We start from the raw sequence: 25,477 nt of genomic DNA on the forward strand, positions 1-25,477 counted from the left end.
AAAATTACAAAACCTTATTTTTCTGATATAATTATTAGTAAATAAATCTATATCTAGGGAGAGGTTTACATTACAAAGTATACTTTATTTGTAAGTTTAACCTCGTATGGTTTCGGAGGCTTTCGGATACTATCGGAAAAAAGGAGGTGATAATGAGTGCAATTTGCAGAATTCCTTAATTTGCTATACGTCAACATAGGGGGAGAGATGTCGAAAAGTGAATTTCTCAATACACTAATTGAAAATTCAATCGAGAATCCTGATGATAATCCCCTCTCCAATTTGGCGCCCGATACAATTAATAGGTATTTCTCGCCATCCGGCAATACAATATCTAAGAATAAAGCTAACAAGCTTATTAAAATTATTCAGCTCTCTGCTCTTACAACTCATATAGAAAATCAATTAACAGTAGACACCATTGATAGACTAGCTGATACCTTACATCAATATGGGCTCTATACAGACGATTCTGAACTGGAAATTTCTGAAATTTGTGCTCAACTTTTTCTTAATTTTTTGCAAGGAAAAGTAGGTATCCAAACTTTTAAAAAAGAACTACCATCTGTTGGTGAAATTGAAATTACAAAAGTCCGTTATGAAAATGGAAAAATAGTTATCGGCTCACAGTATCTTCAGTTACCAGAAAAAGGACCTATTCCTGATTCTCTAGTTGAATTTGAAGATGTTTACAGTAAGCAACTTTTAATTGCATACTCTGAAAATGATGGTAATCCAAAAACAGATTATTACAATGTCCAAAATCTCCCCCAAAAGTACAGAAATCACTTACATGATCAAAGAGTGAATTTCTTCAACGCTGATTATGTATTACGGGCTATTAGAGACGGCTTTAAAGATAGTGAACAACAAATTGCACTACTAAAGCAAGAAACCTATGATTCAATTAGTGATATTCTGTTTGAAGATTACAAAACTTCATTCAAAAAAATTACTGAAACACTCAAACATATCACAACGGTTTCATTTTCAAAACCTGAGATAACTCAAATCCAGAACTTCATTGGTAACTCTGAAAAGAAAGGTCTTTGTCATTCACTAGTAAACGATGGCAAATTTAACTGGGTAGATGATAATGAATAATATATTTGATACTACTTCAGAAGTAGCTATGCAATGTTTAATCACAATTAATTGCCTAAATAAAAAAAGCCTATCACTCGATAGACTTTGGTTAATTAATTTTTTAAGCTTATATGCTAAGGATTTCAAATTTAGTGAAATCAACCTGTATGGAGATAGCATTTATTCTTCAGTACAATTGACTGTCAGGCATGAAAAAGTAAAAAAAGCGATTCTACTATTGGTATCAAAACATCTTATAAGATTAGATGAAGGGAAAATAGGTAAAATTTCTATAACTCAAAAAGGTCAAGATTTAGTCGACAAACTGAATTCTGATTTTGCTAGTTCCTATAAGGTAGTTACCAATAGCATCTACAATACTTTAAAAAATATGAGTGATTTAGAATTGCTCGCATTTACTCATGAACATATTCTAAATAAGGAATGATTATTATGGAAGCATCTTACTTGAAAAAGTTAACTGTAACTGGAATACATAAAAAATCTGAAATAAATTTTAATAAAGGACTTAACATTATCACAGGACCTTCCAATGTCGGGAAAACCTGCATTGTTAAGTGCATCGACTATCTTACTGGTAGCTCTTCTCTCCCTTTTTCTCCTTCAACACACTACAATACCATTACTTTAGAAATTTCAGTTGACGATAGTCTAGTTATTTTAAGTCGAAACCTCGAAGAAGATACCATTATTGTTGAATCTACACTTCCAAGTATTCTTTCAGGGGAATACTACTCAAAAAACAAGAGTAAAAACAAAGAGCCAATAAGTAATGTCTGGCTTCAAGTTTTTGGAATTACTCCTCCAGTTACAGTGGTTAAAAATAAAAACTTTAAGACACAAAAACTTGGGGTTAGAACCTTTATAAATTCTTGGATAATTCATGAAAATGATATGAATCGTCCTACATCAATTTTACTACCTCAGATGCCAAACCAACGAACAGCTTACCTATCAGCACTTCTTTACTTGCTTTATGGAAAAGATTTTTCTGAAATCAAGAAACAAGAATCAGCCGAAGAAAGAAAAATACGACATGACTCTGTAAAAAACTATATTAGCTCAAAGATAGTCCAGTTTAATGAGCATCACAATCGACTAGCAAAAGAATTAGACCAAAAATCAGTCATAGATATTGAAACTGAAATTGATCAACTATCAGAAAAGTTACATAACTTGCGAAATACTCTCACTAGTACAAATTCAAAACATGAAAATCTACTGCAGCAAATTGCAAAAATTGATTCTGAACTATCTGAGAAATCCGTATTACTCAATCGTTTCAATGAACTTTCAAGTCAATATCAATCTGACTTCAATAGATTATCGTTTATTGTAGAGTCACACAATGAATTAGCAAATGTAGCAGACTCAGCTTTATGTCCCGTCTGTAATAATCACATCAATCAAGATTCATTGGAACATCATCTTGACTCTTTCAGTGAGGAATTGACCACTTTAATTAGTAAAATTGAAACTCTAAACAAAACGAATACTGATTTACAACAAAATATTTCAGTACTATTAGAGTCAAAAACTAATCTTGAACAGCAAAAGAAAATGATTTCAGCTGAAATTGATAATATCTTGCTACCTGATGAGAAAAAACTTTCCTATAGAATTCAGCAGTATAAATCATACATCAAAACAAAAAGTGATATTGAAACTATAAATAGATTGGTAGAAAATTGGTCTCAAGATATTGATGATTTAGAAAATGAGAAGAATGAAAAAGTCGAGTATCTTCCCAAAGACGAATACCCAGCTCAGTTTTGGCAGTATATGACTAAAAATATACAATCAATCCTAGCTGAGTGTGCTTTTGACAAAGCCAGCTTTAGTCGTTTTGATAGGAAAGAATTTGATATTATGCTAATGAATGAGAAGAAGATTGCCCGATATGGTAAAGGTTTTATTGCATATTTAAATACTGTTGTAGTTTTAGCTTTAAGAAAAATATTCTCTCAACAGGCTCAATATAAACCATTCTTCTACATTTTTGATACTCCTCTACTAGGCTTAGATGAAGGGGAAAAAAATGATACTCCAGAAAGTATGCAAATTGCCTTATTTGAATACTTTAAGTCTTCAGCTTACGAAGGACAACTAATCGTCATTGAAAACTCTAGAAATCTACCAAAGCTTAATTATAATGACATTAATTATATTGAATTTACAAAAAATCATAGCTATGGGCGCTATGGTTTCCTGAATGGGGTTGATGATGAACAATGATTTGAATAAACAAGTACCAATTCTATAAAAAAGCAACCATTAAGCTAGTTATAACTAAAATATATTAATCATTTTTGAGGAACTTACCATGAACCTATACACCACAATGCATAAAGAATTTGAATCAAACAAAGACTTAATAGAATTTTCTAGAAAATATGAAAGAAGTATAGATCGTTTTTTAATGATTCGAAGTATGAATAAAAAATACATCCTAGATTTTTATAAGGAAAATAAAACAGAAGTGGAATATTCTAAAGAATTTGATTTAATGAATGCACTGTTTAATTCTGATTTTGAAACCTCTATTATTGAAAAATTCATTTTAGAACAGCGAAATAAATTAGTTCTTGAGCGTGAAAAAGAGGCTGAAGGACTTAACGAGCTATTATCTCAAATCCCTATTCATAGTGCAGGAATCAGAGATGACAAGGTCGATTCTCTGTTAAAATCATTCGTTAGAAATAAAAATATAAAAGAGTTTCAGATTCTAGAAAATGAACTTGACAATAATCTATTAACAAAGGTACGAAACTACGCTCTTTGGTCTTTTTATAATCAAACCGCAAATGACTTGATTGAACTAACATTAGTAAAACATCCCAATGTCATACCTACGCTTAGAAAAATTCACGATATTGACTTTTTTGTAAAGATTGAAGATAAATTAATTCCTTTCGACCTTAAAATAACACATATCTCTGATGACTATTTTAACCTATTCTCAAAAGGGGTACATGAAAATACAGATGGATTTGATGACTTTATCCCAATAGAATCCGATGAAAAAAGCGAAAGCGAAAAGATTAAAAATATCTATAAGGCGAATAAAAAGAGACTATCTCTTCCTAAAATGGGAGGGTTGAAAACAAACCAATTAATACAAGAGCTGAAAGAAAAAGACAGTGATCCAGTGATATCAAAATTTTTATCTGAAATTACAGAAGCTAGAAAACAAATCGTTATTTCTACCATTGAGAATACAAAAATATTGGAATGGTGGAACTATAAATACCAAGGTGAACGATTGTTTTGTAATAATAACCGTTTCTTCATATTTCTTACCTATCTGGACAAATTTCAAGATGCTAGAAAATTGAAAGGGCATATCAGTCAAATCTCTGATAAAATTAATGAGCTCTTAAATAATATTACTTTAAATAAAGTTAATACTATCCAATATCATTATGAGAAGGAAAAAAGTTACGAAAAGGATTACACTGTCCAAGCTATGTCGATAGTTTATGTTAACGAAAATTAGTTCACTAAATTTCAAAAGTGGTCTGACTAACTTTTAGCCGGACCACTTTTGAATTTACGTATTTTTGATTGACCACACTTCATCAAAATATGCTACTTCAGATAAATGAGAAAAGATATTTGAATCTGTTACTGTTATACCTAAATTTAAAAATTCTTTTAAGAATTCAACAATTATAGAATTAGTATCTTTATGTCCTAATTCTATAACTCTAATAAATAAATCTTTTATTAACTGATTTTGTTCCTCTAATGTTAACTCAGATCTCCTATTTAATCCCTCCCTTTTTCTACAAACAATTAAAACATCACCTTTTATTGTATTCTTTCTATTTAATTGTCTTGGCGGGAATGTTTTTTGAGTTAATAATTTACAATCTTCTACTTCAAATCCATGTTTAAATAACGAATTTGTTATTGAAGACCATTCAAATCCAGATAATGAATGATAGGTGAAAATAAAATATTTATCTTTCTTTAAAACTCTATATATTTCAGAAATTGCTTGATCGATATCAATTTGAAATTGTTCCTTACTTTTTTTACGAAGTTTACTATCAGATATCACTATCTCATTTTCATAATCAACATTAAAGTTTAACCATAAATTCCACAAAGCACTTTGTTCAAAATAAGGAACGGCATCTCCATAAGGAAAATCTGTAAAAACTAAATCTATAGAATTTGAATTTATTAACAAGTCTTTAGCATCAAAACTCTCTATCTTTATCTTTCCTTTTGGAAATAAAGTAGAATACTCTTCCATAAATTCTTTTTTGCCATTTACTACTTTCCTAACTCTATTAAAAAAATAATGAAAAACATTGTTTTCCAAATAAGTTGGTCCAATATAAAAGCCTGTCATCCATGCGCCTTGTGACATATCTCCCCTACTTTTAATCGGAGGAACTAATTTAGAACAATTTGCTAGATTAGATGTAAAGGCAAGTAATAAAGCATCCTTCTCTTGAGAATCCTCAAAATTATTAATTATTGAAAGAAGACGCGCATGACATGATAAACTTCGTACATCAAATAAGTCTGATACCTTCATATCTACTTTTGCAGATATTCTAGAATTAGGAATTAAGGTATTGTTTGGGAACCAATCTCCTATATCATAATTTTCTTCCTTAACTTTCAAATTCTCGATATAAAGTTCTGATGGTACGACTTCAATAAGTTTATTATCATCATTTTTTATCTTTATTTTCTTTACTCTACCATTATTATCCCTTAATGTCGTTATTACCTCTTTTCCTTCATAGTAAAACCACTCTTCTCTTAACAAAATTGTTTTATCATAAATTTCTTCAATCATTTTGTCTAATTTCGAAAAATCAATACTTGTTGATGTTAATACTTTTGTTATAAAATTTGAAATTGGATTTAAATCATTAGAAATCGCATTGCGACCATTCAAAATAGCTTCACTAGCAAAACTACCGTAACCAGCAAATGGATCTAATAAAATATCACCCTCACTACTATATTTTAAAATTAAATCTTTCAGTTCACCAGCTGGTTTTTTCCCCCAGTATTTATGCATCATGTATTTCTTATTTCTCTTATCCATTATAGCCTCCCTATCTTTTTGTTTAATACATTAGTCATAAAAAAATTGTCAAATTAAATTATATCACAAAAAAGTCATTAGCTAAATCTTGTAAATCTTTCAAAAATTTGATAAAATTTTGTTGTTTTATTAAACAACTTACAAGGAGTAGTATACCATGTTTTCAGAAATAAGTCTAAAGAAAAGAAGACTTGAGAAAGATTTATCGCAGGTAGAAATTGCAGAAATGCTCAGCATAAATAAATCTTCCTACAGTAGTTGGGAATCTGGACGTGCCAAGCCCAATCAAAAAAATCTAGCAGCACTTGCTAAAATCTTAGATGTTGATGTAACCTACTTCGAGTCTGAGTACAATATTGTCAATAACTATCTTCAGTTGTCTCCTGATAATCAAGCAAAAGCTGAGAAATATGTTGATGAATTACTACTTTCACAACAATCCTCAAAAGTCACTCCACTCTTCTCAGTGCAGGTACTATCAGATATCCAACTTTCTGCCGGTCTTGGAGAATTTTTATTTGATGAATATGAAACTGAAACCGTCTTCTCAGATGAAGAACAGCTTGGATATGATATCGCTACTTGGATTAGTGGTAAGTCTATGGAACCAATCTATCAAGATGGTGAAGTAGCTCTTATTCGTTCCAGTGGATTCGACTATGATGGAGCAGTATATGCTCTATCGTGGAATGATTCAGTCTTTATCAAGAAACTTTATCGTGAAAAAGAGGGTTTTAGAATGGTATCCTTAAATGATAAGTATCCAGATAAGTTTATTCCTTATGAAGATGAACCACGCATTGTTGGCAAAGTCGTAGGTCACTTTATGCCTGTAATTGGAAGTTAAAACATATACAGGCATTATAGCAAATATTTCAAATAAGCAAGTACTGCTTAAAATACCAAGTAATTACGGGAACATTCCAATTTCAGACATCACCAATATCCAGTTAGAATCGGAGGGAAATCATGAGTCAGCTTGAATTTCATAAAAATGAATTGCAAATGGATTATTTCAGCGATAGCTATCGTAAGTTTGAGACAGACTTCTATAAATATTCTGCGTTAGACACACCTTTGACTTTCTTAACAGATGACATCATGCTTACCATGGCTAAATCTATGAAGAACTACTTCAAATTAAATAAAGAAAATGCCAAAGATAATCGTGATCACTACTTCATTTTTAATATTGAAACTGTGAAAGAAAGTAAGTTGACTAGGAAGTTCTCCTATCAGAAAACTGTAAGAAGTATAAAATAAAAGCAATAAAAACCTTGAATTTTTATGTTTCAAGACTTTTATTGCTTTTATTTGTGTAATCTAACTTCTACTTTTTCCTAGTTCAAACCCTGTTTACGCTTAATTTAGGGGGTACGTTTCTATTCCCACAAACTCCTTGTCAATGGTAACAACTCCGTACCCCCTAGGGTTTATGGAAATAGATTGACAGCCTATCAAACTATCACATCAAGATACTCAACTTGTATTCTCACTCTGATACTTCCCCACCTCAATACAAAAAGCCTTGCAATCAAGGCTTTTGATTACCCCTTTCGTTACAAGGTTTTTACGCTTTTACAAGCAAAGCTACACACTCCACGTGATGCGTTTGCGGAAATAAATCAACCTGCTGGACTTTCTTCAACTCATATCCCAATTCTTGGTAGAGTTTGATATCACGCGCCATAGTCGCGACATTGCAGGAGATATAGGCGATGCGGTCTGCTCCTGTTTGACTACTTGCCTTGATAAAGCTTTCTGTGAGGCCTTTTCTTGGTGGGTCCACTAGAATAACGGTTGGTTGGATCCCATCTTTAAGCCAATTCTTCATGGCGTTTTCAGCTGTATCGCAGACATAGTGAGCGTTAGAAATATTGTTCAGTTGAGCGTTCTTCTTGCTATTCTCAACCGCTTCTGGAATGACTTCAACACCGTAGACTTCCTTGACGTGTTTCGCAACAGAGAGGCCAATCGTCCCGATACCAGAATAGGCATCAATAACCACATCATCTTCTTTTAATTCCGCAAAGTCAATGGCCGTTTGATAGAGTTTCTCTGCCATTTCTGTATTAACTTGATAAAAGGCAGGGCCAGCGATTTGGTAGTCATTTCCCAACATTTGGTCGGTAATAAAGTCTTGGCCATAAAGTGTGCGCCATTCCTTACCAAAAATAGCATTAGTGTTCTGGTCGTTGATATTTTGCATGACAGACACAATCTCTGGGAACCGCTTGATTAGTTGTTCAATCAGTTGGTTGACACGAAAAATTTTGGGACGGGTTGTTACCAAAATAACCATAATTTGACCTGAATAGTGTCCGCGACGAACCACGAGGTTCCGAATCAAGCCAGATTGTTCCTTTTCATCATAAGGTTTCAAATCATAACGACGGAGCAAGTCGCGTAGGGCTACCACTACCTCGTCAATCACAGGATCTTGGATAAAGAAATCTTCTAGAGGCATGAGGTCATGGGAATTCTTACGGAAAAAGCCAGTTTCCAAGACACCATTCACTCGACGAACAGGCACCTGCGCCTTGTTGCGATACTTAACTGGATTTTCCATGCCAAGCGTTTCAGCAACCTCTACATTTGCAATGCCAGCAATCTTGTAGAGACTGTCTTTGACTTGCTTGGTTTTAAACTTGAGCTGTTCTGGATAGGCAAGATGACCTAGATCCGCAATTCCTGAACGCAGGTAAGCCAAATCTAGATCTTGATTACGGTGTGGCGACTGGACAAGGTATTCTTCAACTTTACCAAAACCAATCTTTTTATTAACCTTGAGGACACGCATAAGGATTTTTTCACTCGGTAAAGCATTCTCTACAAAAAAGACCAACCCATCCACCTTGGCCACTCCTGCACCTTCATGGGTCAAGTCAACAATTTCAACTTCTACAATATCATTTTTCTTTAACATTCTCTTCTCTTTCTATTGGCCGACAAAAAAGACGGCAACGTTACGGTTACCATCTATTATACCATGAAATTTCTTAAGAACCAAAACTCTTGAAGAAGTTGACAATGGCTTGCCAGAGGGAACTTAAGAAGTTACCACTGTCCTCTAGCGCCTTATCGGCATCAAAGTTAAGGTTGATATTTTTAAAACTGTCGCCAGCTTGTGAAACAATACTTTGTTTAAGGTCATTCAAGGTTTTAGTGAAGTCTGCATTGCTGAGGATATCACTTTTTGAGAGATTCAAAGCAAAATTGATGATGATATTAATCTGGTTTCCTGTTATAACCTGATCTAGTTTGTAATTTTTTAAGGTATCTTCAACGATTTTGCGGACATCTTCCTCCGTCAGATTTCCCTTGCTTTCTTTAGCTTTGGCGAGTCCTGACTTAATATCGGCTAGGGCAACATTTAATTTATTAGCATCATAGCCTGTTTTGTCCTTGTTTTCAGCATTGATATCTGATAAAGCCTTTAGCTCTTCTTGAGCCAACTCTTTATTGGCTTGTGGCACCTTGGCCCCATTAGCTTCAAGCGAATAGTAAATCCCGGCTAAAGCACTCTCACCTGTAACTGGAATAGGTGCTGCTACAGTGATTTTGGCGTGTTCCACACCCAAAGTTACGGCTGCATTTCGGTACATATCCTGCGTCACCTTAGTGATGTTTTCTGGTGTTTCAATCTTGACCTCAAGTGGCGACTTGTCGCCTAGTTTTTGAATCTTGGCTGATGAATACAATTGTAAGCTAGAGTCATTGGCAACATTCATAATCTTAGAATAGACATCAGGTGTCATGGTCTTGAGTTCTTTGGTGTCTGTTGAGGCATTGTAGCCTAGTTTTTTAAGGGTTTGATTTTTTTGGTCTTCAGATAATGAAGAACCTAGGACATATTCAGGTTGGACATAGGTTTCATCGATAACTTTTTGAACATCTGTTGCTGCATGGGCGCTATTCATAGCTGTTACTGCCCACAAGACCGCAGCACTGGTCAGAAAGAGTTTCTTTCTCATAGGGAATTTCCTCCTTTACCTTTCTAGAGTAATATATCTATCTTAAAGAAAACTTATAACAAAAACACCTGGACTAGCCAGATGTTGAAAAGAGAGTGAAACATTTGATTATGTAAAGGTTGAGTTGCACCTGTCTAGAATAGTAATAGTTTCCTCCATTTACGTAGAGTTCAGCACCATGAAAAATAGAAATGGGGTGAATATAACTATAAGTCTTTCCAGTGGTATTGCCAAGCAAGGGAGCAACCGTATCACGAGAGTACTGTTTAGCCAGTGCTAGGGTATTTTCCTTGCCATTTTGGGCGATAAAATCGATATAGGCAGGTCCAAAATTATAGGCTTGAACAGCTGTCCAGACATCAACACCCTTCTTCTGAGCCAGATAGAGATTGTCTGTCAGAGTTTGAACGCCTTGCCGAATGCTGGAGGCATTATCATTGATGGTATTGGTGGAACCACTTGCAGACTCACTAGACTGCATGACGTCGCCTTCTTTTCCTTTTGTTTCAGTATAAATCATAGCGAGCACGAGCTCTTCGTTTGCTGGGGTGTCTTTTTCACTCAAGATTTCGCGCACCATGGGTTGATAGGTCATGACTTGCTTGACATCTTGGTGAACGCGGTAAGCTTTATAGCCAGCAAAAAGGAAGACTGCTAGTACAAGCACTCTTCGAATTCGTTTAAACATTATTTACTTTGAATATCCTCGATATTTTTGATTAAGATAGAGTAAGTTCCATTGTCGTTTTGGATAAACTCAACAGACTCGGCGTCTTGATAGACGTTATTGGGAACGATGAGCTCAATTCCATTTGACAAGGAGAGTTTTTGGTTTTCAAATTTCTTTAATTGGCGACTGACATCAATTTCATCAAACTGGACTGGTTCTGGTACGGCTTCTTTGACTTGGTCAATAAAGCTTAAACGAGCCGTCAGATTGTTGTCAAAAAGGTCATTAGCCAATTTCTCGGGTGACAATTCATTGCTTTCTTCCAGATTGTTAAAAATTGCTGATTTGACCTTAGATTGAAATTGAAAATCATCTGTGTTAAAAGTCTCAGCAATTCGCTGTGCCGTTTTTTCTAGTTCTTTGATAGATTTTTTAGGAGAAATCTTAGGAGCGACAGCAAGAAGATTATCTGAAAAATAGTTCAAAAAAGTCCCGTTGTACTTGATGCGTTTTTCAATCAAATGATACTTGCGACTTTGAAGATTGACCACCAAGGCCTCATCAGCCCCCGTTCCAAATCCAGGCAGGTTATTCTGAGTCAGCTTGATTGGATTATCAACCTCTCCTCCGAGATGGGTCAAGGTCTCCCGCAGAGCAATTCGTAAGAAAGCAAAATGTTCTATACCTTCTTTAGAAAATTGCACAAAAATCAAGTCATTAGTCTTGAGATTTTCTGAAATACTGAACTCTTCTTTCCAGAGATTAGCCAGTGTTACTGATGTCTCCAACAAATCGTCTGTGATGTGATTGAAGAAGGGATTTTCTTCTTCGAAAATCCCAGTCTTGGCTTCATCTGAATACACACGTTCAATTTTTTTGCGCAGGTATTCTTCGATTTTTGGAGTAATATTGAGAAACTTATCCGCTAGAAACAGCTCGGTATCATCCGGACTAAACTGATGGATAATAGCTTTTTTAATATAAATGTCCATAAAAATTTTAGTCCTCGTATAATGGGAAGGCATCTGTCAATGCTTTGACTTCGCTTCTCACTTCTTCTAAGACAGCCTCATTTTCTGCATTCTTAAGGGTTTTAATGATGAGTTCAGCAACTTTGCGGCTTTCTTCTTCACCAAATCCACGTGCAGTAATGGCTGCAGATCCGATACGAATACCACTTGTCTTAAATGGTGACAAGGTTTCGTAAGGGATTGAGTTTTTATTTAGAGTAATATTGACTTCATCCAGCAAGTTTTGAGCAACTTTTCCGTTTTCTACAACCTTGGTTACATCAACTAGGAAGAGGTGGTTTTCAGTTCCGCCAGAAATGATACGGAAATCAGGGTTTTGCAAGAAAACATCTGCCATAGCCTTGCTGTTTTTGATAACATTGGCAGCATATTCCTTGAAGGCTGGATCCAAAACTTCTTTGAAGGAAACAGCCTTAGCTGCAACAACATGCTCCAAAGGACCACCTTGAATACCAGGGAAAATAGCTGAGTTGATTTTCTTAGCTAGATCTTCATCATTTGTCAAAATCAAGCCACCACGCGGTCCACGAAGCGTTTTGTGGGTCGTTGTTGTAGTGATATGAGCGTATGGTACTGGACTTGGGTGAAGACCAGCAGCAACCAAACCAGCGATATGAGCCATATCTACCATGAGCTTAGCTCCAACAGCATCAGCAATTTCACGGAATTTTGAAAAATCGATAATTTGAGAATAGGCTGAAGCACCTGCTACGATCAATTTTGGTTTTACTTCTTGGGCTTGTTTCAAGATAGCATCAAAGTCCAAGAGTTCCGTTTCAGGATCCACACTATAAGACACAAAGTTGTAAGTTTGACCAGAGAAGCTAACAGGAGCTCCGTGAGTCAAGTGTCCACCTGCTGCCAAATCCATTCCCATAACGGTATCACCTGGTTCAATCAAGGCCATGTAAGCTGCACAGTTGGCTTGGCTTCCTGAGTGAGGTTGGACATTAGCGAATTTAGCGCCAAAAATTTCTTTTGCACGTTCAATAGCTAGAGTTTCTACCACGTCTACCACATCAGTTCCACCATAATAACGGCGGCCTGGGTAGCCTTCGGCGTATTTATTCGTCAAGATAGACCCTTGAGCTGCCATAACAGCCTTGGAAACTACGTTTTCCGAAGCAATCAACTCAATGTTGTTTTGCTGGCGTTCTTCTTCTTTGGTAATAGCATTCCAGAGATCAGCATCATATGCTTTAAAATCGTCTTTATCAAAAATCATAGGTCTTCTCCTTTATAGCGTGACTGGTCCTTTAGTTTGTTTTACAATAAGAAAATAAACTAAAAGATGCGAATAAACCGTTTCTGCACTTTATCACAAGTATAACCAACTTTTTCATAAAATGCATGAGCACCCAGACGATGATCGGCAGAGTTTAAGCGGATAAACCCATAACCACGTCTTTTTGCTTCTTGATCCAACCCTTGCAGTAAGCTTTTACCAATACCTTGCCCTTGTGCTTGAGGTGAAACTGCTAAAGCTAAAATATTAAATCCTGCTTTGGAATAAAGTGATTCGTAAACTTCAGCGTGGACATATCCAAGTAAGACATGACTGGCTGCATCCTCATATCCAAGTAGGAAATGATGGGAATCCTGAGACAGTCTAGCTAGTTGACTAGCCGTTTCCTCTGGACTAAACGAATAGCCCAAAGCATCTTGGTTAATGTCACATATAGCTTTCACATCAGTTTCTTGTAAATCTCTTAGCATTTCATTCCTCCTCAAAAGAAATCTCTGGCAACTGAGCAAGAATATCTTCTCGCTTAATGGCCCCTTGGCGTAAGATTTTCACCTTGTCTCCAGACAAATCCAAAATAGTTGAATCCTGTCCAGTTAGAAAAGAATCGTCTTCCAAACCCAAAACCTCTTGGTCAAAATCCTCTAGAATTTGATTAAAGGTCACTCCACTTGCCTGACCTGAAATATTGGCAGACGGTCCAATCAAGGGACCTGTCTCTCGAATCAAATCAAGGGTAATGGGATGACTTGGCATCCGAAATCCAACAGTTGCAAGACCAGAATTGACCCAATAGGGAACTCGGTCATTGGCTTCTAGTATAATGGTCAAGGGACCTGGTAAAAAGGTCTCTACAAGTTTTTGCAGATAAGATGGTTGATTCTTAGAAAAGTGCAAGATGTCCTCTAGAGAGGCGATATTGAGATTGAGTGCCTTATCTCTAGGACGACGTTTGAGCTGGTAAACATGATCCACTGCTTTTTCATCTAGAGCCTTGGCAAAAAGACCGTAAACCGTCTCTGTAGGCAAAACAACAGCTCCACCCTTTTCCAACTCTTGCCTAATCCTGTCCATCATCAACCACGACCATCCTATCTTGACCAAATTGGTCCTTGAGTGTTCGAACTCGCTTTTCAGGAAGATGTTTCTTAAAAAGTTCAGGAACACTTTGACCTTGCTTGTATCCAATTTCAAGGTAAATCTTACCACCATCTTTGAGATAGTCTTTTGCATCTTCCGCAATTCTACGGTAAATAGCTAGGCCTTCCTCGTCTGCAAAGAGAGCTATATGAGGCTCCGAATGCAAAACATTCAAGCCGACTTCTGACTCATCTTCACGAGAGATATAGGGTGGATTGGAAACAATTATATCATATTTTTCAGAAATTTCTGTAAAACAGTCAGATTTTTTTAAAAATATTTGAAGATTTTGATTTTTAGCATTTTCACTAGCTAAATCTAAAGCGTCTTGTGAAATATCTGCTGCTGTCACTGACCAATCTTGTCTGTTTTTTGCTAAGGCAAGAGCAATAGCTCCGCTGCCTGTTCCAATATCCAGAACTGACAGATTCGTCTCAGGATTTTCAGCTAAGATAAGCTCCACTAACTCCTCTGTCTCTGGACGGGGAATCAAAACTCGCTCATCCACCTTTAACTGCATTCCATAAAAATCTGCCTGTCCAATGATGTACTGTGCCGGTTTATGAGCTGCTAGCTGTTGGAAAATTCCTTTTACAAATACTTCTTCCTCTTCCGTCACTTCCTGCTGGAGGGCAAAAACAAAGTCCGTAAAAGAGAGTTTTTTTAGGCTACGATAGACAAAAGAGAGGCTTTCTGCTTCCTCTCCTTGTCTTATCAACTCTTCTTCAAAATCTGAAAATAATTGAGCTAATTTCATTATTTGTTTAATTCTTCTAATTTTTGTGTTTGGTCATAGAGCACCAAGGCATCCACAACTTCGTCCAATTTACCAGACAAGATGGTATCTAGTTTTTGGAGGGTCAAGCCGATACGGTGGTCTGTGACACGGTTTTGTGGGAAGTTATAAGTACGGATTCGTTCTGAACGGTCACCAGTACCAATTGTCGACTTACGTTCAGCGTCTTGTTCATCTTGAGCAATCTGAGCAAAGTGGTCAGCGACACGCGCACGGATGATTTTCATGGCCTTCTCACGGTTTTTCTGCTGGGTACGTTCTTCCTGCATCTCAACCTTGATATTGGTTGGCAAGTGAACGATACGAACGGCAGTCGCAACCTTGTTGACGTTCTGTCCACCAGCACCAGATGCGTGGTAGATATCGACACGAAGGTCTTTAGGATCGATATCGTATTCTACTTCTTCCACTTCAGGCATGACAAGAACTGTCGCTGTCGAAGTATGTACACGGCCTTGGCTTTCTGTCACAGGAACACGTTGCACACGGTGGGCACCTGATTCGTACTTAAGCTTAGAGTAAACAGACTGACCTGAAACCATGGCAACGACTTCTTTGAAACCACCGACACCGTTCACAGAGGCTTCCATAACTTCAAAGCGCCAGCCTTGGGCTTCTGCATACTTTTGGTACATGGTTAGCAAATCCCCAGCAAAAAGTGCTGCTTCATCTCCGCCAGCCGCTCCACGGATTTCAAGGATGATGTTCTTGTCATCGTTTGGATCCTTTGGAAGGAGCAAGATTTTTAGTTTTTCTTCGTATTCTTCTTTTTCAGCCTTGGCGTCTTTGAGCTCTTGCTTGGCCATTTCTTCCAAGTCCGCATCTCCGCCTGATTCCTTAATCATCTCTTCGGCATCAACGATGTTTTGAAGAACTTGTTTGTACTCACGGTAGGCTGTTACTGTATCACGAGTTGAAGCTTCTTCTTTTGAAAGCTCCATAAAACGTTTGGTGTCAGATACCACATCCGGGTCACTGAGCAATTCTCCTAACTCTTCGTAACGGTCTTCTACAGCTTGTAGTTGATCATAGATATTCATTTTTCTTCATTCTCCTTATTGATTTCAGGCGCAAAATAATGTTTACGACAAACCGAGATATAGGTTTCATTGCCACCAATCTGTATCTGCTCTCCATCATAAACGGGCAGTCCATCCTGTGTTCGCAAAACCATAGTCGCCTTTTTCTTACAATACTGACAGATGGTCTTGATTTCGTCAATCTTGTCTGCTAAGAGCAAGAGATACTTGGAACCTTCGAACAGTTCATTGCGAAAGTCATTTTTCAAACCAAAAGCCATGACAGGTATGTCTAACTCATCGACAACGCGAGCTAGGTCGTAAACATGGTGACGCTTGAGAAACTGGGCTTCATCGACCAAAACACAGTAAGGTTTTTCTGGCAGGTCTCGAATATAGCCAAAGATATCTGTTGTTTCCTCAATCGCAAGGGCAGGGCGTCTCATACCGATTCGACTCGATACATAGCCAACACCGTCACGTGTATCCAGAGCCGAGGTCATAATGACAACACCTTTTCCTTGCTCCTCGTAGTTATAGGCCACCTTGAGAATCTCAATGGTCTTACCTGAGTTCATGGTCCCATAACGATAATACAACTGTGCCATGTTTCTTGCTTCACGTCCATTTCTAAATTTTTGCTACATTCTAGTATATCATAATTTTCTTAAGCTTTAAACGGCAAAATGTGGTAAAATAGAAGAAATCAAAAACTAGTGGAGGAAGCTATTATGCCATTTGTACGCATCGATTTATTTGAAGGACGCACGCTCGAGCAAAAGAAAGCTCTTGCTAAGGAAGTAACGGAAGCTGTGGTCCGCAACACTGGAGCACCTCAATCTGCTGTCCATGTCATCATCAACGACATGCCAGAAGGAACTTATTTCCCACAAGGGGAAATGCGCAACAAATAATCTAGCTTAAGCAGAATTGCTTAGGCTTTTTCAATCTCCAAGTAGCATTCATTGAAGAAATATTCTAAATTTGTTACAATTTGAAAAGAGACTTGGAAAAATTTCCAAGAAAAGAGCTATTTATTAAAGGAAATATTATGATTACACGTGAATTTGATACCATCGCTGCTATCTCTACTCCACTAGGTGAAGGGGCTATTGGTATTGTCCGCCTGAGCGGAACAGACAGTTTTGCAATTGCGCAAAAGATTTTCAAAGGAAAAGACTTGAACAAGGTTGCCAGCCACACGCTTAACTATGGCCACATCGTTGACCCTCAAACTGGAAAAGTCATGGACGAGGTTATGGTTGGGGCTATGAAATCTCCAAAGACCTTCACTCGTGAAGATATTATCGAGATTAACACCCACGGTGGAATTGCGGTGACCAATGAAATTCTCCAACTATCTATTCGTGAAGGAGCTCGGTTGGCAGAACCTGGTGAATTTACCAAACGTGCCTTCCTAAATGGACGTGTTGACTTGACTCAGGCTGAAGCCGTTATGGACATCATCCGCGCCAAGACAGACAAGGCCATGAACATTGCAGTTAAACAATTAGACGGCTCCCTTTCTGACCTGATTAACAATACCCGTCAAGAAATCCTTAACACACTTGCCCAAGTTGAGGTTAATATCGACTATCCTGAGTATGACGATGTTGAAGAAGCGACTACTGCTGTTGTCCGTGAGAAAACTATGGAGTTTGAGCAATTGCTAACGAATCTCCTTAGGACAGCCCGTCGCGGTAAAATCCTTCGCGAAGGAATTTCAACGGCTATCATCGGCCGTCCCAACGTTGGGAAATCAAGCCTTCTCAACAACCTCCTACGTGAAGACAAGGCTATCGTTACAGACATTGCTGGTACCACACGAGATGTCATCGAAGAATACGTCAACATCAACGGTGTCCCTCTCAAGTTGATTGATACAGCTGGAATCCGTGAAACAGATGACATCGTTGAACAAATCGGTGTCGAGCGTTCGAAAAAAGCCCTCAAGGAAGCCGACTTGGTTCTACTGGTGCTAAATGCCAGTGAACCACTGACAGCCCAAGATCGCCAACTCTTAGAAATTAGCCAAGAAACTAACCGTATTATTCTTCTTAACAAAACTGATCTTCCTGAAGCAATTGAAACTTCAGAACTCCCTGAAGATGTCATCCGCATTTCAGTCCTTAAAAACCAAAATATCGATAAGATTGAAGAGAGAATCAACAGCCTCTTCTTTGAAAATGCTGGTTTGGTTGAGCAAGACGCTACTTACTTGTCAAACGCCCGTCACATTTCCTTGATTGAGAAGGCTATTGAAAGTTTGCAGGCTGTTAATGAAGGACTGGAACTAGGTATGCCAGTTGATCTGCTTCAAGTTGACTTGACCCGTACTTGGGAAATTCTCGGTGAAATCACAGGTGATGCTGCTCCTGATGAACTCATTACCCAACTCTTTAGCCAATTCTGTTTAGGAAAATAAGAAAAATCCATGATCCTTCATTCGGTCATGGATTTTATTGTCTTATTAGTAATCTGGTCTTAAGACACCTGTTACAGTTGCCTTGGTCGCTTCGTAGTCGCCATCTACAACGACCTTGATAATACGTTTGGCATCTTCTTCTGGTGCTGGAACTAGAGGTAGACGAGTTGGTCCAGCTTCAAATCCCATATAGTTCAGAACCGCCTTAACAGGAGCAGGACTTGGATAAGAGAAGAGGGCATTGACCTTAGGAATGAATTTACGCTGAATAGCTGCGGCCTTCTTCATATCGCTTTCTGCAATGGCAGTAAACATCTCGTGCATTTCATCCCCATTTGTATGAGAGGCAACAGAAATAACCCCGTCCGCACCAAGGTTCATGGCATGGAAAGCATCGCCATCCTCACCAGTATAGACCAAGAACTCTTCTGGCTTGTGCTCAATCAAGTAAGCCATATTTGCTAAACTAGTACATTCTTTGACACCAATAATATTTGGATGGTCAGCCAAACGAAGCATGGTTTCTGGAGTTAATTCAACAACTACACGACCTGGAATATTATAGATAATAATTGGTAAGTCAGAAGCATCTGCAATGGCTTTAAAATGCTGATACATTCCTTCTTGAGAAGGTTTGTTGTAGTAAGGTACAATAGCAAGTCCAGCAGCAAAACCGCCAAATTCCGCTACTTCTTTGACAAACTCAATAGAGTCACGCGTATCATTAGTACCTACACCCGCAATCAAAGGAACGCGTCCATTGACAATCTTTTGTACAGCCGCAAAGAGTTCCAACTCCTCATCGTGGGTCAAGGTTGGACTCTCAGCAGTGGTTCCTGCGAGAAGAATCCCATCCGTATGATGAGCCAATAAATGCTCAATCAAGGCTGGAATAGCATCAAAGTTGATGGAACCATCCTCGTGGAAGGGAGTAATAAAGGCTGTGATGATTTTACACTCTTTTAAATCTTGATAAGACATGAAAACACCTCTCTATTTCAAAGAAGGAGTTCATCTGAACTCCTAAACGATATGACTATTTTAATTCAAATTTCAATTCAGCTGTTGGACGAACCAAGCCACGTTCATGAAGAGTTTCTGCAATCTGAACTGAGTTCCAAGCAGCACCTTTGAGAAGGTTATCTGAAACAACCCACATGTGGATTCCTTTTTCAGCATCCAAGTCTTTACGGATACGACCAACAAAGGTATCACGCGAACCCACTGCATTGATGGCTTGAGGATAAATTTGATGAGCTACGTCATCTTCAAGAACAGCACCTGGGAAGGCTGCGATAGCTGCTTTGACTTCTTCAATTGGAGCCACTTCTTTTGTTTCGATATAAACTGACTCAGAGTGGGCTGATAAGACTGGAATACGAACACATGTTGCAGATACTGCAATGCTATCATCTTCCATAATTTTCTTAGTTTCCTTGGTCATCTTCATCTCTTCGTAAGTGTAATCATTATCAGTGAAGACATCGATTTGTGGAAGAGCGTTAAAGGCGATAGGATAATGTTTCTTGTCACCACCTGAAGGCAAGATTTCGGCATGCAAATCACGTGGGGTTACACCATCATTCAAGACTTCACGAAGTTCACGTTGTGTTTCAAGAATTGCTCCCATACCAGCACCTGAAACTGCTTGGTAAGTTGAAACAATGATACGGTCCAAGCCCCATTTTTGACGAACTGGCTCAAGAGCCACCATCATTTGGATTGTTGAACAGTTAGGGCAAGCAATAATCCCATTGTGGGCATCAAGTGCGTGAGCATTTACTTCTGGAACAACCAATGGTACGTCTGGATTTTGACGGAAATAAGATGTGTTATCAACCACTACCGCTCCAGCTTTAACTGCGTATGGTGCATACTTAGCTGATGTAGAACCACCTGCTGAAAAGAGAGCAATGTCAACTCCTTCAAAAGCTGTTTCAGTCGTTTCTTCAATCGTAATATCTTGGTCTTTAAATTTCAAAGTCTTGCCCGCTGAACGTGCAGAAGCAAGTAAGCGGATTTTTTCGATTGGAAGTGTTGATTCTTCCAACATTTTTATCATCTGAGCTCCGACAGCACCTGTCGCGCCAACTACAGCAACTGTATATCCCATAAATAACCTCTTTCGGAATTTTCTAAAAATTTCTATAATAGAAGTATTATACTACTTTTTCCATGAATTGCAAAGCTTTTTCATCATTTTTTGGAAAATAAAAATCCCCGGTCGGTAAACCAGGGACTAAGAGGCATCTTCATGTGATGAGCAGGTTCACACAACTCATCAAGGTCCGCTCCTGCGTTATGACCTCCTTATGCTCAATAGTAGCCCAAAGACTACCTATCGACTCATCGCATCTACTATTCTACTAAAGAGAATGACTTTTGTCAACAGACAAAACTCTTTATACTCTTCGAAAATCTCTTCAAACTTCGTCAGCGTCGCCTTACCGTATGTATGGTTACTGACTTCGTCAGTTTCATCTACAACCTCAAAAACATGTTTTGAGCTGACTTCGTCAGTTCTATCTGCAACCCCAAAGCAGTGCTTTGAGCAACCTGCGGCTAGCTTCCTAGTTTGCTCTTTGATTTTCATTGAGTATTAGTTTTATTTACACAGGTGCATAAGAAATATCTTTGAAAAATTTGGGGCAGATATAACAAAAACCCTTGTAAATCAAGGGCTTTTTTGTTTATTTAATGCTAATTGCCGGGATTGAACCGGCGACCTCATCCTTACCATGGATGCGCTCTGCCAACTGAGCTAAATCAGCTTACCTAAAAAGTATACTACAGATAGAAAATCTTGTCAAGTTTCTTTAGAAATTTTCCATAAGAAAAAGCCAGGTAAGAGTCACCCAGCTTGTCTAATTCTATTTACTTAAATCAATTCGACGACCAATTTTACCAATAATAATCGCTCCAATAATTAATGAGGCAAATTCACCAATTCCTGTTGTGAACCAAGTAAGGAAAAATGGTAATTGTGCTACGATATTCAGCTCTGCAGCAATGGTAAACATGGAAATTGAAAAGAGGATTGAGAAAAAGAAATGATCTTTTCGAATTAATCCGTTAAAGAGGTAATCCTTGCTGTATTTTGCAAAAAGCCAAACACCTAGACTGAGAAATACCAAGGTTGATCCACCACCAACAAAGACATCTAGCAGTCCGAAGCTAAAGAAATTAGCAATCATACAACCGATGGTAACTCCGATGATGTACTTAGGATTGTAAAAAGCCATAAAGTTCATCATTTCTGAAATACGAAACTGATAAGCACCATAGCTTATGGCATTTAGGGGTGGTGTGACAGTTAAAACGACATAGATAGCAGCAACGATTGCAATATCTGCAACATCACGAATAGTTAATTTTTTCATCTTTTCTCCTTTGGCGGTTTCCCGCGTGTAATATGCTTGGTGAAAGAAGCTAAGCACCAAGGGTTGATTCAATCAACCTTACTAGTATAGCACAATAGCCTGCTTTATGCTATACTAAAAACATGAAAATTTGTATTCAAAAATTTCTTAACAATGAAATCTTAGCCTATCTCTTTTTTGGCCTTGCAACAACTCTAGTTTCGATTCTCTCACGACTAGTCATTTATCAATTAACCCATAAAGAACTCCTTGCTACTGGGCTAGCAAATAGTATCGGTATCCTCTTTGCCTTTATCACAAATGATATTATCGTGTTTAAGCAAGAAAGGAAGAATTGGCCTAAGCGTCTAGTGAAATTTTCTCTTGCTCGCCTTTCTACTTTTCTGTTAGATTTGCTCTTTACTTTTCTGTTTGTGACTCAATTCCCTCATATTATAGGGCAATTTGTAAATGAAAATCTTGATAAGATAAATGCAATCGAAACAGTTCTTGCACAAATATCAATAATTATTCTTAATTATATTTTAAGCAAACTATATATTTTTAAAAAATAAATTTTTTGAGCATATATCTTGCAAGCTTTTCTTAATTAATATATAATTAAGAGCAAAAATTTTTGAAAGGGGATTAAGAAAATGTTAAAAGATCTTAAAGCATTTTTGCTTCGTGGTAATGTTGTTGACCTTGCTGTCGGTGTAATCATTGCCTCTGCTTTTGGTGCTATCGTTACTTCATTTGTTAATGATATCATCACTCCACTCCTATTGAACCCAGCCTTGGAAGCTGCGAAAGTACAAAACATCGCTGAGCTTGCATGGAATGGTGTTACATATGGTAAATTCTTGAGTGCTATTATCAACTTCCTTGTTGTAGGTACTGTCCTCTTCTTTGTTATTAAAGCTATGGAAAAAGCTCAAAGCCTTACTAAGAAAGAAGAAGTTACAGAGGAAGCTCCAGCTGCTCCAACTGAGTTGGAAGTACTTCAAGAAATCAAAGCTCTTCTTGAGAAAAAATAATCGATTAAAAGGATCTAGCACAAAGCTAAATCCTTTTTCTTTACTCTTTCGGTAACTTACCTGCTTTCTCAAGCATTTTCTTGATAAGATAAGGCATCTTAACATTTTCACGACCTTTTTTCTCAATCAGTTTTTTCACAAATTCTGGCATTTGTAAATCTTGAGATTCGGCCAAAATGTTTTTCGTCTCATCTGAAGGAACTAACTCATCAAAGGTTTCTTCTTCTGGAAGAAATTCCTTAAACTCTTGATTTTCATTGGCTCTGACGGTATTGACCAAGGCATCAATCAAGCGAGAATCCGTATTTGGCATTGGTGGACGATGGTAGTTTACCCCAAATTCCTGACATAAGTCATAACATTCCACATCATTGTCAAACAAGACTTCAATATGCTCACTGATGAAGCTGATAGGAACAAAAATATAATGGTCTGGATGTTCTGTCTGTTCTCTGAGATACTCCAAAACATCTGGCTTAATCCATGGAATCCCGATATCACTTTCACTCTGCCAAGTGTTAGTATATTGCTCTGAACTCAAGCCTAGTTTTTCAGCGACTAACTTGCTATTTTCGAAAATTTGGTCGATATAGGGGTCACCAAAATCCAAGGCAAAAATAGGCACACTGTGGGCTGAAAAGATGACTTTAAAGCTATCTTGCTTCACTTCATCTTTTAAAATCTTAGCAATTTCATCTGCCCAATAGTTTAAGAGAGCTTCTTCTTGATACCAATCCTTAATAACCAAAAATTGAATTTGTTTGCTTTCTAAAAATTTCTCATAGCCCATGACAGAATAGAAAGAATAATGAGGCTCCAAAATCAAGCAAATACACTGCTCAATTCCGTCTGCTTCCATCTGACCAATCACATCTGGAATAAAGGGACTGGAAAACTTATTAGCAAAGTAGACACTGTATTCATTTCCCAATCTAGCTTCTACCAAGGCAACCTCTTCACGAGTAATTTTTTGCAGAGGGGTCCCTCCAATTAGCACATAATTGTCATAGAGGGTTTGAATCTCGTGATCTTGAGGTCTCACTCCACGACGAATATTTGTGAAAAAATCAGCCACACCTTCAAAGGTAATCTCTTCTGGCGAACCGAAGGTCATCATTAAAATTGCTTTTTTCATAACTACTTCCTTGTGATGTTTTTATCAATTTTATTTTATCATTAATTCATCGATAAGTAAACGCTAACATAGCAGATTGCCCTAACTTCTGTCTTTTGTTTTTCTCTTCTTTCTATGATACAATGGAAAAAATGAATTCAAAAGGAGTTTTTTATGACTTATCCAAATCTCTTGGACCGCTTCCTAACCTATGTTAAGGTCAACACGCGCTCTGATGAACACTCTACTACTACTCCAAGTACGCAGAGTCAGGTTGACTTCGCAACCAATGTTCTTATCCCTGAAATGAAACGTGTTGGATTACAAAATGTTTATTATCTACCAAATGGTTTTGCGATTGGGACCTTGCCAGCTAATGATACGTCTTTAACACGTAAGATTGGCTTCATCTCTCACATGGATACTGCTGATTTTAATGCCGAAGGAATTAATCCACAGGTGATTGAAAACTACGATGGTGGTGTGATTGAACTTGGAAATTCTGGTTTCAAACTGGATCCAGATGACTTCAAGAGTCTTGAAAAATATCCAGGACAAACGCTTATCACAACCGATGGAACAACCTTACTAGGTGCTGATGACAAGTCAGGGATTGCTGAAATTATGACTGCTATTGAATATCTGACTGCCCATCCTGAAATCAAACACTGTGAGATTCGTGTTGGTTTTGGTCCAGATGAGGAAATCGGTGTTGGTGCTAATAAATTTGATGCAGAAGATTTTAATGTGGATTTTGCCTATACTGTAGATGGTGGCCCCCTAGGGGAACTTCAATACGAGACTTTTTCAGCAGCTGGAGCTGAATTGCATTTCCAAGGACGCAATGTCCACCCTGGTACTGCCAAAGGGCAAATGGTCAACGCCCTACAGCTAGCAATTGATTTTCATAATCAACTTCCAGAGAATGACCGTCCTGAGTTAACAGAAGGTTACCAAGGCTTCTACCATCTAATGGATGTGACAGGTAGTGTTGAGGAGGCCCGTGCAAGCTACATTATTCGCGATTTTGAAAAAGATGCTTTTGAAGCGCGTAAAGCAGCTATGCAGTCTATTGTTGATAAAATGAATCAAGAACTTGGTAGTGACCGTGTCACCCTAAACTTGACAGACCAGTACTACAATATGAAAGAAGTCATTGAGAAAGATATGACGCCAATTACCGTTGCCAAAGCTGTTATGGAAGACCTAGGAATCACGCCTATTATTGAACCAATCCGTGGTGGGACAGACGGCTCTAAAATTTCCTTTATGGGAATCCCAACCCCTAATATCTTTGCGGGTGGAGAAAATATGCATGGACGTTTTGAGTATGTCAGCCTTCAGACTATGGAACGTGCAGTTGATACGATTATTGGCATCGTAGCCTATAGAGACTAGAAAAGACGAGGTAGCTCAGCTACTTCGCCTTTCTTTTTATTATGTGACTATTAGTCCGTCTCGCTCCGTTAGGTGCGAGACAAAAAAACCACC

At 37.7% G+C, this 25,477-nt stretch carries 27 protein-coding genes, 1 tRNA gene and 1 riboswitch; of the genes, 11 read left to right on the plus strand and 17 right to left on the minus strand.

All coding sequences use genetic code 11. From position 1 onward, the window contains the following. Window positions 1–207: 207 nt before the first annotated feature. The 4 genes from CJ239_RS05425 to CJ239_RS05440 all read left to right on the plus strand — a co-directional run bounded on the left by CJ239_RS05425 (window position 208) and on the right by CJ239_RS05440 (window position 4,603). A complete protein-coding gene (locus CJ239_RS05425; protein ID WP_142366993.1) occupies window positions 208–1,104 on the plus strand; it encodes an ABC-three component system protein in 897 nt (298 codons plus the stop codon). Beyond that, a complete protein-coding gene (locus CJ239_RS05430; RefSeq protein WP_045615961.1) occupies window positions 1,097–1,534 on the plus strand; it encodes an ABC-three component system middle component 2 in 438 nt (145 codons plus the stop codon). Before CJ239_RS05425 ends, CJ239_RS05430 begins: the two co-directional genes overlap by 8 nt. Then, a complete protein-coding gene (locus CJ239_RS05435; RefSeq protein ID WP_102210800.1) occupies window positions 1,531–3,342 on the plus strand; it encodes an AAA family ATPase in 1,812 nt (603 codons plus the stop codon). The genes CJ239_RS05430 and CJ239_RS05435 overlap by 4 nt, the downstream gene beginning before the upstream one ends. A 106-nt stretch (window positions 3,343–3,448) precedes the next feature. Then, on the plus strand, window positions 3,449–4,603 hold the full coding sequence (locus CJ239_RS05440; RefSeq protein WP_142366994.1) for a hypothetical protein: 1,155 nt from the start codon (window positions 3,449–3,451) through the stop codon (window positions 4,601–4,603). 54 nt (window positions 4,604–4,657) lie between these two features. Here CJ239_RS05440 and CJ239_RS05445 read toward each other — a convergent pair whose 3' ends face one another. Further along, complete coding sequence (locus CJ239_RS05445; RefSeq protein WP_045615956.1) at window positions 4,658–6,178, minus strand: DNA methyltransferase; 1,521 nt, start codon at window positions 6,176–6,178, stop codon at window positions 4,658–4,660. Between the two features lie 157 nt (window positions 6,179–6,335). Here CJ239_RS05445 and CJ239_RS05450 point away from each other — a divergent pair, with 157 nt between their 5' ends. Beyond that, on the plus strand, window positions 6,336–7,025 hold the full coding sequence (locus CJ239_RS05450) for a LexA family transcriptional regulator (RefSeq protein WP_102210802.1): 690 nt from the start codon (window positions 6,336–6,338) through the stop codon (window positions 7,023–7,025). 122 nt (window positions 7,026–7,147) lie between these two features. Next, window positions 7,148–7,441, plus strand: coding sequence for a DUF5960 family protein (locus CJ239_RS05455; protein WP_102210803.1), 294 nt, complete (start codon window positions 7,148–7,150; stop codon window positions 7,439–7,441). A gap of 307 nt (window positions 7,442–7,748) precedes the next feature. On the opposite strand, the gene rlmD is transcribed toward CJ239_RS05455, so the two are convergent. The 10 genes from rlmD to CJ239_RS05505 all read right to left on the minus strand — a co-directional run bounded on the left by rlmD (window position 7,749) and on the right by CJ239_RS05505 (window position 16,659). Continuing rightward, on the minus strand, window positions 7,749–9,104 hold the full coding sequence (gene rlmD / locus CJ239_RS05460) for a 23S rRNA (uracil(1939)-C(5))-methyltransferase RlmD (RefSeq protein ID WP_102210804.1): 1,356 nt from the start codon (window positions 9,102–9,104) through the stop codon (window positions 7,749–7,751). Between the two features lie 73 nt (window positions 9,105–9,177). Beyond that, entirely contained in the window at window positions 9,178–10,152 is a 975-nt protein-coding gene (locus CJ239_RS05465) for a DUF1002 domain-containing protein (RefSeq protein WP_042900948.1), read from the minus strand. Between the two features lie 73 nt (window positions 10,153–10,225). Beyond that, window positions 10,226–10,840, minus strand: a complete 615-nt coding sequence (gene pmp23, locus CJ239_RS05470) for a cell wall hydrolase Pmp23 (protein ID WP_023940692.1) — start codon at window positions 10,838–10,840, stop codon at window positions 10,226–10,228. Further along, window positions 10,840–11,814 (minus strand): nucleoid-associated protein, encoded by a 975-nt coding sequence (locus CJ239_RS05475; RefSeq protein ID WP_180958219.1) that lies wholly within the window; start codon window positions 11,812–11,814, stop codon window positions 10,840–10,842. Before CJ239_RS05475 ends, pmp23 begins: the two co-directional genes overlap by 1 nt. Window positions 11,815–11,821: 7 nt before the next feature. Beyond that, entirely contained in the window at window positions 11,822–13,078 is a 1,257-nt protein-coding gene (gene glyA, locus CJ239_RS05480) for a serine hydroxymethyltransferase (RefSeq protein ID WP_102210806.1), read from the minus strand. Between the two features lie 59 nt (window positions 13,079–13,137). Then, window positions 13,138–13,569 carry a GNAT family N-acetyltransferase gene (locus CJ239_RS05485; protein WP_102210807.1) on the minus strand — a complete coding sequence of 144 codons (432 nt, stop codon included), beginning with the start codon at window positions 13,567–13,569 and terminating at the stop codon, window positions 13,138–13,140. Window position 13,570: 1 nt separating this feature from the next. Continuing rightward, the gene (locus tag CJ239_RS05490; RefSeq protein WP_169435152.1) at window positions 13,571–14,173 is read right to left on the minus strand and encodes an L-threonylcarbamoyladenylate synthase; all 603 of its coding nucleotides are present in this window, start codon (window positions 14,171–14,173) and stop codon (window positions 13,571–13,573) included. Further along, window positions 14,157–14,993: a peptide chain release factor N(5)-glutamine methyltransferase gene (gene prmC / locus CJ239_RS05495; protein WP_102210809.1), complete on the minus strand. Its 837-nt coding sequence runs from the start codon at window positions 14,991–14,993 to the stop codon at window positions 14,157–14,159. Before prmC ends, CJ239_RS05490 begins: the two co-directional genes overlap by 17 nt. Continuing rightward, window positions 14,993–16,072 carry a peptide chain release factor 1 gene (gene prfA, locus CJ239_RS05500; protein ID WP_102210810.1) on the minus strand — a complete coding sequence of 360 codons (1,080 nt, stop codon included), beginning with the start codon at window positions 16,070–16,072 and terminating at the stop codon, window positions 14,993–14,995. The genes prmC and prfA overlap by 1 nt, the downstream gene beginning before the upstream one ends. Then, window positions 16,069–16,659: a thymidine kinase gene (locus CJ239_RS05505; protein ID WP_102210811.1), complete on the minus strand. Its 591-nt coding sequence runs from the start codon at window positions 16,657–16,659 to the stop codon at window positions 16,069–16,071. Before CJ239_RS05505 ends, prfA begins: the two co-directional genes overlap by 4 nt. 123 nt (window positions 16,660–16,782) lie before the next feature. Here CJ239_RS05505 and CJ239_RS05510 point away from each other — a divergent pair, with 123 nt between their 5' ends. Continuing rightward, complete coding sequence (locus CJ239_RS05510) at window positions 16,783–16,965, plus strand: 4-oxalocrotonate tautomerase (protein WP_049487149.1); 183 nt, start codon at window positions 16,783–16,785, stop codon at window positions 16,963–16,965. A gap of 137 nt (window positions 16,966–17,102) precedes the next feature. Continuing rightward, window positions 17,103–18,476: a tRNA uridine-5-carboxymethylaminomethyl(34) synthesis GTPase MnmE gene (gene mnmE / locus CJ239_RS05515; protein ID WP_102210812.1), complete on the plus strand. Its 1,374-nt coding sequence runs from the start codon at window positions 17,103–17,105 to the stop codon at window positions 18,474–18,476. Window positions 18,477–18,521: 45 nt separating this feature from the next. On the opposite strand, the gene dapA is transcribed toward mnmE, so the two are convergent. The 5 genes from dapA to CJ239_RS05540 all read right to left on the minus strand — a co-directional run bounded on the left by dapA (window position 18,522) and on the right by CJ239_RS05540 (window position 21,856). After that, window positions 18,522–19,457, minus strand: coding sequence for a 4-hydroxy-tetrahydrodipicolinate synthase (gene dapA / locus CJ239_RS05520; RefSeq protein ID WP_000121608.1), 936 nt, complete (start codon window positions 19,455–19,457; stop codon window positions 18,522–18,524). 55 nt (window positions 19,458–19,512) lie between these two features. Then, window positions 19,513–20,589, minus strand: coding sequence for an aspartate-semialdehyde dehydrogenase (locus CJ239_RS05525; protein ID WP_102210813.1), 1,077 nt, complete (start codon window positions 20,587–20,589; stop codon window positions 19,513–19,515). Between the two features lie 225 nt (window positions 20,590–20,814). Beyond that, window positions 20,815–21,069 carry a hypothetical protein gene (locus CJ239_RS05530; RefSeq protein ID WP_102210814.1) on the minus strand — a complete coding sequence of 85 codons (255 nt, stop codon included), beginning with the start codon at window positions 21,067–21,069 and terminating at the stop codon, window positions 20,815–20,817. Between the two features lie 105 nt (window positions 21,070–21,174). Then, window positions 21,175–21,247 (minus strand) — tRNA-Thr (locus tag CJ239_RS05535). A 99-nt stretch (window positions 21,248–21,346) separates the two neighbouring features. After that, entirely contained in the window at window positions 21,347–21,856 is a 510-nt protein-coding gene (locus tag CJ239_RS05540; protein WP_000737072.1) for a QueT transporter family protein, read from the minus strand. Continuing rightward, window positions 21,854–21,950, minus strand: a riboswitch (PreQ1 riboswitch). (Overlaps the previous gene by 3 nt.) Before the next feature lie 28 nt (window positions 21,951–21,978). Between CJ239_RS05540 and CJ239_RS05545 the strand changes: the two genes are divergently transcribed. Both CJ239_RS05545 and mscL read left to right on the plus strand, forming a co-directional pair. After that, complete coding sequence (locus CJ239_RS05545) at window positions 21,979–22,410, plus strand: GtrA family protein (protein ID WP_101784805.1); 432 nt, start codon at window positions 21,979–21,981, stop codon at window positions 22,408–22,410. A gap of 81 nt (window positions 22,411–22,491) precedes the next feature. Beyond that, complete coding sequence (gene mscL, locus CJ239_RS05550) at window positions 22,492–22,872, plus strand: large conductance mechanosensitive channel protein MscL (protein ID WP_033683653.1); 381 nt, start codon at window positions 22,492–22,494, stop codon at window positions 22,870–22,872. 40 nt (window positions 22,873–22,912) lie between these two features. On the opposite strand, the gene hemH is transcribed toward mscL, so the two are convergent. Next, on the minus strand, window positions 22,913–24,007 hold the full coding sequence (hemH, locus tag CJ239_RS05555; RefSeq protein WP_102210815.1) for a ferrochelatase: 1,095 nt from the start codon (window positions 24,005–24,007) through the stop codon (window positions 22,913–22,915). A 153-nt stretch (window positions 24,008–24,160) separates the two neighbouring features. On the opposite strand from hemH, the gene pepT reads away from it, so the two are divergent. Then, window positions 24,161–25,384 (plus strand): peptidase T, encoded by a 1,224-nt coding sequence (gene pepT, locus CJ239_RS05560; protein ID WP_102210816.1) that lies wholly within the window; start codon window positions 24,161–24,163, stop codon window positions 25,382–25,384. Window positions 25,385–25,477 lie beyond the last annotated feature (93 nt).

The sequence above is a fragment of the Streptococcus sp. UMB0029 genome (assembly GCF_002871495.1).
Lineage (GTDB): Bacteria > Bacillota > Bacilli > Lactobacillales > Streptococcaceae > Streptococcus.